Raw genomic sequence first — 15,904 nt, 5'->3', positions numbered from 1 at the left:
GGCCCCGCGCGCCGCCGCGCCCCACCCCTCCCGCGTTGCCGCGTCGCGCTCAGCCCTGCTGGGCGGCCCACCAGGCACGGAGGGCGGCGACCGCCTCCTCGTGCTCCATCGGACCGTGCTCCAGGCGCAGCTCCAGCATGTGCTTGTACGCCTTGCCGACCTGCGGACCCGGCCGCAGCTCCAGCAGCTCCATGATCTGGTTGCCGTCCAGTGCGGGGCGGACGGAGTCCAGCTCCTCCTGGGCCTTCAGCTCGGTGATCCGCTCCTCCAGCCCGTCGTAGGTGCGGGAGAGCGCGGCCGCCTTCTTCCGGTTGCGGGTGGTGCAGTCGGAGCGGGTGAGCTTGTGCAGGCGCTCCAGCAGCGGCCCGGCGTCGGTGACGTATCGGCGCACCGCCGAGTCGGTCCACTCGCCGCCGCCGTAGCCGTGGAAGCGCAGGTGCAGCTCGACCAGGCGCGAGACGTCCTCGGTGAGCTCCTTGGAGTACTTGAGCTCGCGCATCCGCTTGCGGGTCATCTTGGCGCCGACCACCTCGTGGTGGTGGAAGGAGACCCGGCCGTCGGACTCGAAGCGCCGGGTCCGCGGCTTGCCGATGTCGTGCAGCAGCGCGGCCAGGCGCAGCGTGAGGTCGGGGCCGTCCTGCTCCAGGTCGACGGCCTGCTCCAGGACGGTCAGCGAGTGCTCGTAGACGTCCTTGTGCCGGTGGTGCTCGTCCCGCTCCAGCTTGAGCGCCGGCAGCTCGGGCAGCACGTGGTCGGCCAGGCCGGTGTCGACGAGCAGCCGCAGCCCCTTGACCGGGTGGGCGGCGACCAGCAGCTTGTTGAGCTCGGCCTGGACCCGCTCGGCGGAGACGATGGTGATCCGCTCGGCCATCGCGGTCATCGCGGCGACGACCTCGGGGGCCGGCTCGAAGTCCAGCTGGGCGGCGAAGCGGGCGGCCCGCATCATCCGCAGCGGGTCGTCGGAGAAGGACTCCTCCGGGGTGGCGGGGGTGCGCAGCACCCGGGCCTCCAGGTCGTCCAGGCCGCGGTGCGGGTCGACGAAACCGCGGCCGGGCAGGTCGACGGCCATCGCGTTGACGGTGAAGTCACGGCGGACGAGGTCCTGCTCGATGGTGTCGCCGTAGGTGACCTCGGGCTTGCGCGAGGTGCGGTCGTACGCCTCGGAGCGGTACGTGGTGATCTCGATCAGGAAGGAGCCCTGCGGGGTGTCCTTGCGGGCGCCCACCGTGCCGAAGGCGATGCCGACGTCCCAGACGGCGTCCGCCCAGCCCTTGACCAGCTTCAGGACCTCGTGCGGGCGGGCGTCGGTGGTGAAGTCCAGGTCGTTGCCGAGGCGGCCCAGCAGCGCGTCCCGGACCGAGCCGCCGACCAGCGCGAGCCGGTGCCCGGCGGCCTGGAAGCGGCGGGCGATCTCGTCGGCGACCGGGGACACCCGGAGCAGTTCCTGCAGCCCCAGGGTCTGCGCCTCGCTCAGCCCTGGGACGGCCTGGGTGGCGATGCTGGAATGATGGGCGCCGGACTCGTGGGCGGTGGGCTCATTGGCAGTGGACACGGCTCACAAGGGTACGTGGCTCAGCGGCCCCGCTGCCCGCGCGTTTTCCGGCGCTCACCCCAAGGCCCGCAACACTGCACCACCCGCTGCATCGTTACCATGCCGGGTGGAGCGAGTCTCGGGCACCGGCGAGGAGCTGCGGTGCCGCGCGCCGGCACGGCCGACCGGACCATCGGGCGGACGCGTTCCTCACCACTGATCCACGGCCGGTCCTTCCGGTCGGCGGGGCATCCGCAGCAGCACAGCATCGAGCAGCGAGCAATCGAGAACGGCGAGGGCGAAGCGCGTGGGCGAGCCGGCACGGCACTCGGGCCTGGAGGCGGACGGACACCCTGGGCGGGCCGCCGAACGCACCGGAAGTGCCGCCGACGGGCGAGGTCCGGGGCGCCGTGCGGCGCGCACCGTCCGTCGGTTCGCGGCCGTGCTCGGCGCCGCGCTGGCGCTGGTCCCGGCTGTGCCGGCCGGCGCGCTGCCCGCCGGGGGCGCCCGCCCGGCGGCCGAGACGGCGGTCTCCGCCGAGTACCCGGTGGTGATGACCATCGAGACGGTGAACAAGCCGGTGGCCGTCCCGAACGGCACCGTGACGATCACCGGGCACGTCACCAACGCCGGCAGGTCGGTGCTGAAGTCGGCCCACGCCGCGGTGCGCAAGCCCTGGCTGGGCAAGCCGCTGACCACCCGCAGCGACCTGGCGGAGGTCTCCACCCGGACCAACCCGATCGGCCGCGACGGCGTCGACCTGGACAGCCCGCAGTACGCGCTGAACGAGCTGGGCCCGGGCCAGAGCCAGCCGTACACGCTGAGCGTCGCCGTGAGCGACCTCCAGCTGTCCACCGAGGGCGTGTACGAGCTGGCCGTGGACGCCTGGGGCTCGACCGCCGACAACCAGCGCGACCGCCCGCTGGGCATCGCCCGCACCTTCCTGCCCTACGACCCGGACTCGACCGGTGCGCAGCCCTCCAAGCTCACCACCCTCTGGCCGCTGGTCCACGCCCCGGTGCTGGCCGCGCAGACCATGTCCGACAACGACCAGACCGTCTCGGTGCTGCGCGACGACAGCCTGGCGGCGGAGTTCGCGCCGGGCGGCCGGCTCTACGAGCTGGTGGAGACCGGGTCGGCGCTGCCGGGTCTGACCTGGGTGGTCGACCCGGACCTGCTGGACACCGCGTTCGCCATGACCAGGCCGTACCGGGTGCAGAAGCCCGGCACCGAGAAGAAGGCGGCGAAGGAGGACAACACCGTCGCCGGCACCGGCTCGGCGGCCGCCGCGGCCTGGCTGGAGAAGCTCCGGTCCGCCGTGGCGAAGCCGGGCAGCCAGGTGGTGGCGCTGCCGTACGCCGACCCGGACATCGCCTCGATCGCGCACAACGCCGCCGAGCTCCCGGGCGTGGACGCCGCACTCGGCAAGGCGGCCACGGCGGGCCGGCTGACCGTCGAGGGCCGGCTGTCGGTGGACACCCGCTCGGACGTGGCCTGGCCCTACCAGGGCTACCTGGACCAGCAGATCGCGGCCATGGCCCAACGCACCGGCAGCTCCCTGGTCCTGGTGAACGGCGCGAGCCTGCCCGAGCCGGACGCACTGAAGTACACCCCGACCGCCGTCCGCCCGATCGGCAACGGGCAGAACGCGGTGGTGGCCGACGAGGCGGTCTCCGCCCCGTTCGAGAAGGACCTGAAGACTCCGCAGGAGCAGACCCTGGCGGTGCAGCAGTTCCTCGCCGAGACCTTCGTGATCTCCCGCCAGGAGCCGCAGAACCCGCGCGGCCTGCTGGTGATGCCGCCCCGCGACCTGACCGCCGACACCGCCAAGGCGCTCGCCACGGCCGTGCAGGCGGCGCAGGCGGGCAAGTGGGTGGACCCGGTCAAGCTGGACGTGCTCGCCCAGGGCCCGGCCGATCCGAAGGCCAACACCGGCGTCCCGGCGGCCACCGACTACCCGTCGCAGGCGCGGGCCTCCGAGCTGCCGTCCTCGGCGCTGACCGACACCGTCAAGATCCAGAGCGATCTGGACATCCTGATGCGCGTGCTCACCCTGCCGCAGCGGGTGCGCGGCCCGTTCAGCGCCGCGATGGTCCGCTCGATGTCGACCGAGTGGCGGGCGCAGCCCCCGGAGGGCTCCGTCTACCGGGACGGCGTGGCGGGCTACCTCGCCGAGCTGACCAAGGCGGTGTACGTCCCGAAGAAGAACGCCATCACCTTCGCCGGCGACACCGGGGTGCTCCAGGTCAGCGTCCGCAACGACCTCACCCAGCCGGTCACCAACCTCAAGCTGGTGCTGTCCCCGAGCCAGGCCAACCGGCTCAAGATCCGGCCCGCCGAGGAGCTGGTGCTGCCCGCCTCGCAGAGCGTCACCCTGCGGTTCCCGGCCGAGGCGCAGAACAACGGGCAGGTGACCGTGACCGCCCAGCTCTGGACCACCGGACCGAACCCGCAGAAGTACGGCGAGGCGCAGGTCTTCCGGGTGGAGGTCACTTCGGTGACCAACGGCGTGCTCTACGTCTTCGGCGGCGCCCTGGTGCTGCTCCTGCTGGCGGCGCTGCGCTTCTTCCGCCAGCGCAAGCGCCAGGTGGAGGACGACGGCGGCGACGGGCCCCACGGTGACGAGCCCGTCGGCGACGAGCCGCTCGACGACGCACCGCTCGACGACGCTCCGGCGGCCACCGACGGGTCCGCCCCGGCCGACGACGCGGCGGACCGGACGGAGCGCGGGACGGCGGACGAGGACGGCCCGCAGGGGCCGGAACGTGGAGGAGCCGCGCAGACACCGCGCGGCAGCGCCGCAGATGGCCGGGTTCGGGCCACCAGTGATGAGAAGGTTGGTCCTTGACACCGCCGATACCCGCCCGTCTCCGGGGCGGCCTCCCCCACGACAGCGAAGAGGTGACATGACCGGGCGCAGCGAGGAGCGGCCGCCGGGCCGCGGTGAGGGCCGGCCGGGCGCCGAGTCGCCGTCCGGCGACTGGTACGTGGCCGACACCTACGCCCAGGACCCGTACGCGGCCGACGCGTACCAGGGCCACCAGGACGGCCAGGACCCGTACGGCCTGCGGGCCGCCCGGCCGGCCGCACCGCAGGAGCCGGTAGCCGCGTACGACGTGCCGCCGCAGCTGCCGCCGCAGAACGGCGGCTACCCGATGCCGGTCCCCCCGGCGACGTTCGCCCCGCCCGTGCCGCCGATGCAGCCCGGCTGGGACACCCCGGCGCAGGCGCAGCAGGCCGCGGCCCACCAGGGCGCGGTGCAGCAGCAGCCTGCGGCGGCCTGGCAGGAGAGCGGACCGGGCTGGGAGCAGCCGGCTCCGGTCGGCGGCCAGTGGGCCGGCCACGAGCCGCAGCACCAGCAGCAGTGGCAGCCCGGCCCGGCGCACTCGGCCTGGGACTCCGGGAGCACCGAGTACGTGGGCGTGGACGACCTGTTCGGCGCCCGGTCCGCCGAGGCCGCGGGCCGCCCGCCGGCCCAGCAGCAGCCCCCGGCCCCGCAGCCGGCGGTCCAGCAGCCGGCGGCCCGGTCGACGACGGCCCAGCCGCCCGTCGGACCGGCGCCGTTCCCGTCGTCCGCGCCGTTCCCCCCGGCCGGCGCGTACCACGGGAACCCCGGCCACCCCGGTCCGCAGGGCCACGGCCCGGACGGGCAGCGCCCCTTCGTGCCGCCGATCGAGTTCGACCCGCCGCTCTCCGAGGAGGAGGCCACCATGCAGGTGGCGGCGGTCCAGATCCCGCCCGCGGTGGAGCCGCTGGAGGAGCTGGCCACCGAGGCGCCCGCCGCCGCTCCGGCACCCGCGGCCGGCGGCAAGGTGTCGAGCCTGCTGAACTCCAGCGCCATCATGGCGGCCGGCACGCTCGTCTCCCGCGGCACCGGCTTCCTGCGCACGATGGTGATCGCCGCCGCGATCGGCCTCGGCGTGATGGGCGACTCGTACAACGCGGCGAACACCCTGCCCACCCTGCTCTACATCCTGATCGGCGGCGGCGCCCTGAACGCCGTCTTCGTGCCGCAGCTGGTCCGCAGCATGAAGAACGACGCCGACGGCGGCACCGCCTACGCCAACCGGCTGCTCACCCTGGTGATGGTGGGCCTGGCGGGCGTGACCTTCGTGGCCGTGCTCGCGGCGCCCCTGCTGGTCCAGCTGATCGCGCACCCCCTGATGCGGAACAGCGCCAGTGCCGACACCACGGTGGCCCTGGCCCGGTACTGCCTGCCCACCATCTTCTTCATGGGCATCCACGTGGTGATGGGCCAGATCCTCAACGCCCGCGGCCGGTTCGGCGCGATGATGTGGACCCCGGTCCTCAACAACATCGTGGTGATCTTCACCTTCTCCGCGTACCTCTGGGTGTTCGGCGGCTTCGGCAGCACCGAGGTCACCCCGGAGACGATCTCTCCCGAGGGCGTCCGGCTGCTCGGCATCGGCACCCTGGTCGGTCTCACCGTCCAGGCGCTGGCGATGATCCCGTACCTGCGGGCGGCCGGCTTCCACTACCGGCCGCGCTTCGACTGGCGCGGCCACGGCCTCGGCAAGGCCGCCCGGCTCGCCAAGTGGACCTTCTTCTTCGTGCTGGCCAACCAGGCCGGCTACCTGGTCATCACGCAGCTCGCCACCGCGGCCGGCAGCGCCGCCGAGAAGGGCGGTCACAACGGCGTCGGCCTCACGGCCTTCTCCAACGCCCTGCTGATCTGGCAGCTCCCGCAGGCCGTGATCGTCGTCTCGATCATGAGCGCGGTGCTCCCCAGGCTCTCCCGGGCCGCCGCCGACGAGGACGCCGGCGCGGTCCGCGACGACCTCTCGTACGGACTGCGCAGCACCGCGGTGGCGGTCGTCCCGGCCGCGTTCCTGTTCCTCTCGCTCGGCCCGGCGATCGGCCGCTCGATCTACGCGGTGGGCGGCAACGACGTCGACCTGGCCAGCGCCACCAACGTGGGCCTGATGCTCTCCGCCTTCGCGCTGGGACTGATCCCGTACTCGGCCCAGTACGTGATGCTGCGCGGGTTCTACGCCTACGAGGACACCCGGACGCCGTTCTCCAACACCGTCTGGGTGGCGGCCTGCCAGGCCGCGTTCTCGCTGGCCTGCTGGGCGCTCCTGCCCTCCGAGTGGGTCGTGACCGGCATGGCGTTCGGGTACGGCATCGCGTACGCCGTCGGAGTGACGGTGGCGGTGCCCAAGCTGAAGAAGAAGATCGGCGGCCTGGACACCAAGCGGATCGGCAAGACCTACACTCGCCTGATCACCGCCTCGGTCCCGGCCGCGCTGGTCGGCGTGGGCGTCAGCCTGGCGGTCCAGCAGGCGGTCGGCGGCTGGCTGGGCAGTGTGCTCACCATCGTCGTGGCCGGCGGCCTCCAGCTCGCCGTCTTCGTGCTGATCGCGAAGAAGCTGCGGATCGAGGAGCTGAACGCCATGCTGGGCATGGTCCGCGGCCGACTGGGCCGCTGACCCGCCGTACCAACCGGTCCGTCCGTCCGATGCCCTGAACCGGCGTCAACCGGACGGCCGGACATCTCCGCCCCCACGGGGCGGGTGCTGGGCCGCCGTCGGCGTCCGGGATCCCCCGGGCCCGAGCCGGCGGCCCAGTGTCGGATCTGCACCACATCTCTCCACCGGCACGCAACCGCGAAGGCCTTTCAGCGGTCGTACCCGGTGGAGAAGAGTGGGCACAATTGTCCTGGAGCACGGGGCCTCGGCCCGAGCGCTCCAGCGACTCTCTCAGGCCGGGGCGACACAAGGGGAGGCAGGACCACGGTGGCTGATGGCACCAAGGCGGTCGTCGACACGTCAGCAACTGACGGGGCGGCGGACGAGGCCGCACTGGGCGCGGCGATCGACGAGCTCGCCGGCGAGACGGCCCCGTCCACCACGTCCGGCGAGGACGCCGACGACGCCGACGACGCCGACGCAGGCCCACCGAAGGCCTCCTCCCCCGTCGGCGAGGAGACTTCGGAGATCACCGCGCCGCTGTCCGCCGACGAGATCCGCGCCGAGCTCTCCGCCGGCGAGGCCAAGCGCAAGCCGGGCACCGCCGCCTCGGGCGGCCCCGCCGGGCGCCCCCCGCAGGACCCGCAGCCCACCCACGACCCCCGCGACACCGCCACCCTGCCGCGCACCCTCCCCGCCCCGCTGCGGCACAGCGGCGACATGATCGGCCACCGGTACCGGCTGGAGGAGTGCATCTCCCACACCGAGACCTTCAGCAGCTGGCGGGCGGTCGACGAGAAGCTGCGCCGGGCCGTCGGCGTCCACCTGATGGCCTCCGGTCACCAGCGGGCCCGGGCGGTGCTGGCCGCCGCCAAGTCCGCCGCGCTGCTCGGCGACCCGCGCTTCGTCCAGGTCCTGGACGCCGTCCAGGAGGGCGAGCTGGTCTACGTCGTGCGGGAGTGGCTGCCGCACGCCTCCGACCTCGCCAAGCTGCTCGCCACCGGCCCGATGGAGCCGCACGAGGCGTACCAGATGGTCCGCCAGGTCACCGACGCGGTCGCCACCGCCCACCGGCGCGGCCAGGCCCATCTGCGGCTCACCCCGCGCTGCGTGCTGCGCACCGACAGCGGCCAGTACCGGATCAACGGCATCGCCGTCGACGCCGCCCTGCGCGGCCTGCCCGCCGAGGGCGCCGACGAGGACGCCGAGCGCACCGACACCCGCGCCATCGGCGCGCTGCTGTTCGCCGCGCTGACCCACCGCTGGCCGTTCCCCGAGGACCGCTACGACCTCCAGGGCCTGCCGAAGAACCTCTGCGACGTACCGCCGGACCAGGTCCGGGCCGGGGTCCACAAGGGCCTGTCCGAGCTGGCCGCGCGGGCCCTGTTCGACCACCCGCCGCACCACGCCGAACCGATCTCCACCCCGGAGCAGCTGGCCAAGGCGATCGCGCTGATGCCGCGGATCCGCCAGCCCGAGACGCAGCTGCCCGCCTTCACCCCGCCGCCCCGGCACACCACCCACGCACTGCCCACCGCGCCCAACCCGACCCGGGTGGTGGCCGCCCCCGGCACCGGACCGGTGCCCGCCGCGGCCCGCCCCGCCCCGGTCCGGCGCAGTCGGCGCCGACTGCGCCGGGTGCTCAAGGTGACGGCCTGGACGGTCGCCCTCAGCGCGATCGGCGTCGCCTCCTGGCAGCTGGTGGACACCCTGCGCAACTCCGGGAACCCCGTGGTCACGGCCGGGCCCTCGCCCTCCGGGACGTCGCCGACCGCGCACGCCGCCACCCACACCCCGGTGCCGGTCCCGGTCAAGGACGCCCAGGCGTACAGCCCGGCGGGCGACTCCCCCGGGGGCAAGTACACGGTCGGCAAGGCCATCGACGGGGACCCGGGCACGACCTGGGTCACCTCCTGGTACAACGACCCCCTCGGCCCCAAGCCCGCCCTCCGGGAGGGCATCGGCCTGCTGCTCGACCTCGGCTCGGCGCAGGCCGTCAGCTCGGTGAACGTGCAGTTCGTCGGCTCCACCACCGCGGAGCTGCGGATCCCCGGTCCGCAGGCCGCCGGCGACCCGTCCAAGGCGCAGCCGGGCGACTTCACGGTGGCGGCCGGCAAGCAGAGCGGCACGGCGGTCGACTACACCCTGGAGACCCCGGTCACCACGCGTTACCTCTTGCTCTGGATGACCGGCCTGCCGAAGGATACGGACGGAAAGTTCCGCGGCTACGTCGCCGAGGTCAAGGTCTCCGGCTGACCGGGGTCCGGGCGACGGGGCGGCAGGTGCGCCGCGCCCGGCGCGACCGGCGCGCGGCGGCGGGCGACGAACGGCGAGGGGTGACAGTGGCGGACCGGACGGACGACGACGCGGCGCTGCTCGCCCGGCACGTCGCCGGCGACCGGGACGCCTTCGGGTACCTGGTCGACCGCCACCGCGACCGGCTCTGGGCGGTCGCCCTGCGGACCCTGGGCGACCGCGAGGAGGCCGCCGACGCCCTCCAGGACGCCCTGGTCTCCGCCTTCCGGGCCGCCCACACCTTCCAGGGCCGCTCGGCCGTCACCACCTGGCTGCACCGGATCGTCGTCAACGCCTGTCTGGACCGCGCCCGGCGCACCGCCTCCCGCCGCACCAAGCCGCTCGACGACGACCCGCAGCGCCTGGACACCCTGGTCGGCTCCGCCGAACCGGCCGACTCCCCGGTGGTCCGCGCCGAGCTGCACCGGGAGCTGGCGGCGGCGCTCGACGAGCTGGCGCCCGAGCAGCGGGCCGCGCTGGTCCTGGTCGACATGCAGGGCTACCCGGTCGCCGAGGCGGCCGAGCTGCTGGGCGTGCCGGTCGGGACGGTGAAGAGCCGCTGCGCCCGCGGCCGGGCCCGCCTGCTGCCCCTGGTGCGGCATCTGCGCGAGGGCGGCGCAGCCGATGTTTCACGTGAAACAGCGCCGCCCGGACCGGCCTCACCGGGCGGGGCCGGGCCCGCCACGACCACCCGGGGCGGCCGCGCGACGCCCCCGGGGAACCCGCCCGGGGCCAGAACCGTCACAGGGACAGGCCCGGACACCGGCCGACCGATTCTGGAAGGAGACGCGAGCACGCGATGACGGCCCCCCTCTCCTCCCCCGACCCCGTCGGAGCACACCCCTCGGTCGACGAACTCGCCGACCTCGCCGAGGACCTGGTCGAGCCCGCCACCGCCGAGGAACTGCGGCGGCACCTGGACGGCTGCGCCGACTGCTGCGGGACCGCCGAGGCGCTCTCCGAGATCGGCACCCTGCTCGGCGAGGCGCCGGCCCCGGTCATGCCCGCCGACGTCGCCGCACGACTGGACGCGGCCCTCGCCGCGGCCGCGGCCGACGCCGACGCGACCGACCGGGCCACGTCGGCACCTGCGGCCCCACAGGGCACCCACAGGGGCGCCACGGCCGCCGGGCCGCCCCGTGGCCCCGCCACTGCCCCGCACTCCCCCACAGCCCCCCCGGGGCCCCCCGGACGGCCCGCCATCGCCGCTTCCTCCCCCACCGGTCCGGGCCGTCCCCGCCCGCGCCGCCGACGGGCCGCCGTCCTGCTCGGCGCCGCGGCCGCGCTGCTCGCGGTCGGCCTCGGCAGCGCACTGCTGCTACGGCCGGCCGACCAGCAGGCGGCGGACTCCACCACCGTGCGGGCCGGCGCCCCCGCAGCGGCCGGGGCCCCCTCGGGCGACGCCACGGCGGCCCCCAAGGCGGAGCTCTCGGCCGGCGGCACCGTCTACCAGGACGACCGGCTCGCGGCCCAGGTGCAGCAATTGCTCAGCCGCGCCGACGCCACCCCCGACGGCCCCGCCAAGCCCTTCTCGCCGTCCGCCGCGCCACCCGCCGAGGGCGACCGGGGGCTCACCGGCGGTGGGGCCACCCCGGCCTGTCCGGCTCCCGCCGACGGCCCGCTGCTGGCCACCGACCGCGGCAGCTACGCCGGCTCCCCGGTCGAGCTCCTGGTGTACGCGGTGCCGGGCCGGCCGGGTCAGCTCGACGTCTACCTGCGCTCACCGGACTGCGGGCCGGTCCAGCTCCACCGCACCGTCCCGGCCCGCTGACCGGGGACGTACCGAGCGTGACCCGCCGAGCGCCTTCCCCCGGGGCCGGCCGTTTCGCCCGACCGCCCGCCGCGCCCGCACCGTTCCCGTGCGATCCACGCCCGGCGCGGCCCGACGCTCCCACACTGCGGGCGCCTGGTGCCGATCGGCCTGGGAATGCGAGAGACTGGTCAGTCGTTGTCCCGGGCGGCGGAGCAGGACCGCCCTCCCCGCCCTAGCGCGGGTCGCGATGCGAACCAGGAGATGCAGTGAGCGACGTCCGTAACGTGATCATCATCGGTTCCGGCCCGGCCGGCTACACGGCTGCGCTCTACACCGCCCGTGCCGCCCTCAAGCCCCTCGTCTTCGAGGGCGCCGTCACCGCCGGTGGCGCGCTGATGAACACCACCGAGGTCGAGAACTTCCCCGGCTTCCGGGACGGCATCATGGGCCCCGAGCTGATGGACAACATGCGGGCGCAGGCCGAGCGCTTCGGCGCCGAGCTGATTCCGGACGACATCGTCGCCGTCGACCTCACCGGCGACATCAAGACCGTGACGGACTCCGAGGGCAACGTCCACCGGGCCCGCGCCGTGATCGTCACCACCGGCTCGCAGCACCGCAAGCTGAACCTGCCGAACGAGGACAAGCTCTCCGGGCGCGGCGTCTCGTGGTGCGCCACCTGCGACGGCTTCTTCTTCCGCGACCAGGACATCGCCGTGGTCGGCGGCGGCGACACCGCCCTGGAGGAGGCCACCTTCCTCTCCCGCTTCGCCCGCAGCGTCACGATCATCCACCGCCGGGACGCCCTGCGCGCCTCCAAGGCGATGCAGGAGCGCGCGTTCGCCGACGAGAAGATCCGCTTCGAGTGGGACAGCGCCGTCGAGGCGATCCACGGGGACCCGAAGCTGAGCGGCGTCACCCTGCGGGACACCACCACCGGCGAGACCCGCGAGCTGCCCGTCACCGGCCTGTTCATCGCCATCGGCCACGACCCGCGCACCGAGCTCTTCAAGGGCCAGCTGGAGCTGGACGCCGAGGGCTACCTGAAGGTCGACGCCCCCTCGACCCGGACCAACATCCCCGGTGTCTTCGGCGCCGGCGACGTCGTCGACCACACCTACCGCCAGGCCATCACCGCCTCCGGCACCGGCTGCTCCGCCGCACTGGACGCCGAGCGCTACCTGGCCTCGCTGGCCGACCTGGAGGCCCAGGCCGCCACCGTGGCGGTCTGACCCCCGCCCCACCGACCGATCCCCGGTGGGGGTGTTCCACGTGAAACACCCCCACCCCGGCCGGGCAGAAACAGAACGGGCCCGCCCGTTGTTCTCCTGGCAGCACCCCCTCCGTACCACCCCTAGGAGTTCCCGTGGCCGGCGCCACCACCACCGTCACCGATGCGACGTTCAAGGCTGACGTCCTGGACAGCGACAAGCCCGTCCTCGTGGACTTCTGGGCCACCTGGTGCGGCCCGTGCCGCCAGGTCGCCCCGATCCTGGAGGAGATCGCGGCCGAGCACTCCGACAAGCTGACCATCGCCAAGCTCGACGTCGATGCCAACCAGCAGACCGCTGCCCAGTACAACGTCATCTCGATCCCGACGCTGATCGTCTACAAGGGCGGCGAGCCGGTGAAGTCGATCACCGGCGCCCGTCCGAAGGCCGCGCTGCTGCGCGAGCTGGCCGACTTCATCTAGGTCGCGGCCCGACCGGTCCAGGCTTCGGCCGACCGACGAGAACGGCGGCGCTCCCCCACCCGGGGGGCGCCGCCGTTCTCGTTCCCGGCTCCCCGGGCGGGCCCGCTCAGAAGGGCCGCAGGGCCGGCTCCTTCCGGGCTCCGCCCAGCAGACGCTCCAGCGCGCCCTCCACGTCGCCGCGCCAGGAGAGCGTGGTCCGCGCCTCCAGCCGCAGCCGCGGGTAGCGGTGGTGCGGCCGGACCGTCTTGAAGCCGACCGCCAGCAGGTGATCGGCCGGGAGGACACAGCTCGTCGGCTGCCGCCCGACCGCGCCGAACGCCTCGATCGCCCGGACCCCGCGCCCCATCAGATCCTTGGCCACCGTCTGCACAAGCACCCGGCCGATCCCCTGCCGCTGGTACCCGGGGAGCACCCGGCTGATCATCAGCTGGACGGCGTCCGGCGAGACCGGACTGGTCGGGAAGGACTGCGACCGCGGTACGTACGCCGGCGGGGCGTAGAGCACGAAGCCCGCGGGGTTGTCGTCCACGTAGACGACCCGGCCGCAGGAGCCCCACTCCAGCAGTACGGCGGAGATCCACCCCTCCTTCTCCAGCTCCGGCTTCCCGGACTCGACCGCCGCCCGACCGGTGACCGGGTCCAGCTCCCAGAACACGCAGGAGCGGCAGGTCGTCGGCAGGTCCTCGAGGTTGTCCAGCGTCAGCGGAACGATCCGGCGTCCCATGCCCCGCACCTCCTCGTCCACTCCACAGTCGAGCATTCCCCCCGAACGCCGATGGGTGCATGTTTCACGTGAAACAGCCGCTCACGTGGAACATGCACCCGTCGAGATCCGTCCTCGGCCCCGCTCAGCCCTGCGACAGCCGCAACCCGTCCTCGCCCGGGGCGAGGCTGTCCAGGATCCGGTTCAGGTCCTCCACCGAGCCGAACTCCAGGACGACCTTGCCCTTGCCCAGCTTGCCGCCGCGCTGCGAGACCTCGACCTTGACCCGGGTGTCGAAGCGGTCCGACAGCCGGCTCGCCAGGTCGTTGAAGGCCGGCGAGAGCAGCTTGCCCGCCTTCGGCCCGGTCGGCCGCTGCGGCTTCTCCTCACGGTCCATCACCGAGACGATCTCCTCGGTGGTCCGCACCGAGAGGCCTTCCGCGATGATCCGCTTGGCCAACTGCTCCTGGCGCTCACCGTCCGGCACCCCGAGCAGGGCCCGGGCGTGCCCGGCCGTCAGCGTCCCGGCCGCCACCCTGCGCTGGACCCCCGGCGAGAGCTTCAGCAGCCGCAGGGTGTTGGAGACGTGCGAGCGCGAGCGGCCGATCCGGTCCGCCAGCTCGTCGTGGGTGCAGGAGAAGTCCCGCAGCAGCTGGTCGTAGGCGGCCGCCTCCTCCAGCGCGTTCAGCTCGGCCCGGTGCAGGTTCTCCAGCAGGGCGTCCAGGAGCAGCTTGTCGTCCTCGGTGGCCCGGATGATCGCCGGGATCTGCTCCAGCCCCGCCTCCCGGGAGGCCCGCCAGCGCCGCTCGCCCATGATGAGCTCGAAGCGCTCGGGCGCGACCTGGCGCACCACGACCGGCTGGAGCAGGCCCACCTCCTTGATCGAGGCGACCAGCTCGGCCAGCTTGTCCTCGTCGAAGACCTCGCGCGGCTGGCGCGGGTTCGGCGTGATCGAGTCCAGCGGCAGCTCGGCGAAGCGGGCGCCGTCCACCTGGGCGAGGACCGGTCCGGCGGCCTCGGCCTGCTCCCGCTCGGCCAGCTCCCGCAGGCTCTCGGCGGCGGCCTTCGCCGCCACCGTGCCGCGACCGGTCGGCAGCACCGGCACCGCGACCGGCGACACCGTCCCGGCGGACACCACCGGGGCCGGCGCGGGCGAGGCCGCCGCGGGCTGTGCCGCCGCCCCGCCGGACGCCGGCGTGGCAGCCGGGATCAGCGCCCCGAGTCCTCGTCCCAGACCCCTGCGACCACTCACCGATTGCCCTCCGTCGTACCGTGCTGTGCCACCGGGGCGTGCTGCCCCGGCTCGCTGCCCTGCTGCTGCCCGGCGCGCTGCTGCCCGACCACCGGTCCGCCGCCGACACCCTGCGCCCGCATCGCCAGCTCCCGGGCGGCCTCCAGGTAGGAGAGCGCACCGGTCGAGCCCGGGTCGTAGGTGAGCACCGTCTGACCGTAGCTGGGAGCCTCCGAGATCCGGACCGAGCGCGGGATCGCGGTGTGCAGCACCTCCTGCTGGAAGTGCGTCCGGACCTCCTCCGCCACCTGGGCGGCCAGCCTGGTCCGGGCGTCGTACATGGTGAGCAGGATGGTGGAGACGTGCAGCGTGGGGTTGAGGTGCGCGCGGACCAGCTCGACGTTGCGCAGCAGCTGCCCGAGGCCCTCCAGCGCGTAGTACTCGCACTGGATCGGGATCAGCACCTCCTGGCCGGCGACCAGGGCGTTGACCGTCAACAGGCCGAGCGAGGGCGGGCAGTCGATCAGGATGTAGTCCAGCGGCTGCTCGTAGGCGGCGATGGCGCGCTGCAGCCGGCTCTCGCGGGCGACCAGGGAGACCAGTTCGATCTCCGCACCGGCCAGGTCGATGGTGGCGGGGACGCAGAAGAGTCCCTCGACGTCCACCACCGGCTGCACCACGTCGGCGAGCGGCTTGCCCTCCACCAGGACGTCGTAGATCGACGGCACCTCGGCGTGGTGGTCGATGCCGAGCGCCGTGGAGGCGTTGCCCTGCGGGTCGAGGTCCACCACCAGCACGCGCAGTCCGTGCATGGCGAGCGAGGCGGCCATGTTGACGGTGCTGGTGGTCTTGCCCACCCCGCCCTTCTGGTTGGCGACCACGATCACCCGGGTGGCGGCGGGCCGGGGAAGCCCCTCGCCCGCTCGGCCGATCGCCTGCACCGCAGCCTGGGCGGCACGCGCGATGGGCGTGTCATCGATCTGGTCGATGGTCTCCGAGTCCTGCATGGGGGTCAGTGTTTCACGTGAAACCGGAGCGGCAACAGTCGCCGCCCGGCTGCGGCCAAGGATTCCGGAAAGCAGGGAGCGACGTTTCACGTGAAACACCATGCCCGCAATGTCGGAATTCTGACGGTGCGACACTCCGGTGGCCCGTCGTCACCCCAGCGGCCGCCCTCCCGTCACTCCGACGCCATCCACCCCGGCCCGACACCCCGACCCGGCACCGGTGGGCACCGCAGCCGACCCGTTCGTCGTTCCGGGCCCGGGC

Annotated in this window: 11 protein-coding genes; 7 read left to right on the top strand and 4 right to left on the bottom strand. The window is 73.9% G+C overall.

Annotation, left to right across the window (positions count from 1 at the left end):
• Positions 1-49 precede the first annotated feature (49 nt).
• The gene (locus tag ACFVYI_RS41305; protein ID WP_387895072.1) at positions 50-1,498 is read right to left on the bottom strand and encodes a CCA tRNA nucleotidyltransferase; all 1,449 of its coding nucleotides are present in this window, start codon (positions 1,496-1,498) and stop codon (positions 50-52) included.
• 340 nt (positions 1,499-1,838) lie between these two features.
• Here ACFVYI_RS41305 and ACFVYI_RS41300 point away from each other — a divergent pair, with 340 nt between their 5' ends.
• The 7 genes from ACFVYI_RS41300 (at position 1,839) to trxA (ending at position 12,701) form a co-directional block, all read left to right on the top strand.
• Positions 1,839-4,379 carry a DUF6049 family protein gene (locus ACFVYI_RS41300; RefSeq protein WP_387895071.1) on the top strand — a complete coding sequence of 847 codons (2,541 nt, stop codon included), beginning with the start codon at positions 1,839-1,841 and terminating at the stop codon, positions 4,377-4,379.
• Positions 4,380-4,437: 58 nt separating this feature from the next.
• A complete protein-coding gene (gene murJ, locus ACFVYI_RS41295; RefSeq protein WP_387895070.1) occupies positions 4,438-6,981 on the top strand; it encodes a murein biosynthesis integral membrane protein MurJ in 2,544 nt (847 codons plus the stop codon).
• 306 nt (positions 6,982-7,287) lie between these two features.
• On the top strand, positions 7,288-9,216 hold the full coding sequence (locus ACFVYI_RS41290) for a protein kinase family protein (RefSeq protein WP_387895068.1): 1,929 nt from the start codon (positions 7,288-7,290) through the stop codon (positions 9,214-9,216).
• Positions 9,217-9,302: 86 nt separating this feature from the next.
• A complete protein-coding gene (gene sigM, locus ACFVYI_RS41285; protein WP_387895066.1) occupies positions 9,303-10,058 on the top strand; it encodes an RNA polymerase sigma factor SigM in 756 nt (251 codons plus the stop codon).
• A complete protein-coding gene (locus ACFVYI_RS41280; RefSeq protein ID WP_387895065.1) occupies positions 10,055-11,026 on the top strand; it encodes a zf-HC2 domain-containing protein in 972 nt (323 codons plus the stop codon). Before sigM ends, ACFVYI_RS41280 begins: the two co-directional genes overlap by 4 nt.
• Positions 11,027-11,274: 248 nt before the next feature.
• Positions 11,275-12,240 carry a thioredoxin-disulfide reductase gene (trxB, locus tag ACFVYI_RS41275; protein ID WP_387895063.1) on the top strand — a complete coding sequence of 322 codons (966 nt, stop codon included), beginning with the start codon at positions 11,275-11,277 and terminating at the stop codon, positions 12,238-12,240.
• 134 nt (positions 12,241-12,374) lie between these two features.
• Positions 12,375-12,701, top strand: a complete 327-nt coding sequence (trxA, locus tag ACFVYI_RS41270) for a thioredoxin (RefSeq protein ID WP_387895062.1) — start codon at positions 12,375-12,377, stop codon at positions 12,699-12,701.
• 106 nt (positions 12,702-12,807) lie between these two features.
• Here trxA and ACFVYI_RS41265 read toward each other — a convergent pair whose 3' ends face one another.
• The 3 genes from ACFVYI_RS41265 to ACFVYI_RS41255 form a co-directional block, all read right to left on the bottom strand.
• Positions 12,808-13,425, bottom strand: a complete 618-nt coding sequence (locus ACFVYI_RS41265; RefSeq protein WP_387895060.1) for a GNAT family N-acetyltransferase — start codon at positions 13,423-13,425, stop codon at positions 12,808-12,810.
• A gap of 124 nt (positions 13,426-13,549) precedes the next feature.
• Positions 13,550-14,656, bottom strand: coding sequence for a ParB/RepB/Spo0J family partition protein (locus ACFVYI_RS41260; protein WP_387895058.1), 1,107 nt, complete (start codon positions 14,654-14,656; stop codon positions 13,550-13,552).
• Positions 14,653-15,642, bottom strand: a complete 990-nt coding sequence (locus tag ACFVYI_RS41255) for a ParA family protein (protein ID WP_387895056.1) — start codon at positions 15,640-15,642, stop codon at positions 14,653-14,655. Before ACFVYI_RS41255 ends, ACFVYI_RS41260 begins: the two co-directional genes overlap by 4 nt.
• Positions 15,643-15,904: the final 262 nt, after the last annotated feature.

Origin of the sequence: Kitasatospora sp. NPDC058218 (assembly GCF_042882445.1) — a bacterium.
Lineage (GTDB): Bacteria > Actinomycetota > Actinomycetes > Streptomycetales > Streptomycetaceae > Kitasatospora.
The sequence above is the reverse complement of the archived record's forward strand: the minus strand, read 5'-3'. Positions and strand labels throughout refer to the sequence as shown.

What these genes read in the sequence shown, in the direction of transcription:
- ACFVYI_RS41280 (WP_387895065.1), top strand. Translation starts at nt 10,055, where the DNA reads ATGACGGCCCCCCTCTCCTCCCCCGACCCCGTCGGAGCACACCCCTCG.
- ACFVYI_RS41255 (WP_387895056.1), bottom strand. Translation starts at nt 15,642, where the DNA reads ATGCAGGACTCGGAGACCATCGACCAGATCGATGACACGCCCATCGCG.
- murJ (WP_387895070.1), top strand. Translation starts at nt 4,438, where the DNA reads ATGACCGGGCGCAGCGAGGAGCGGCCGCCGGGCCGCGGTGAGGGCCGG.
- ACFVYI_RS41265 (WP_387895060.1), bottom strand. Translation starts at nt 13,425, where the DNA reads ATGGGACGCCGGATCGTTCCGCTGACGCTGGACAACCTCGAGGACCTG.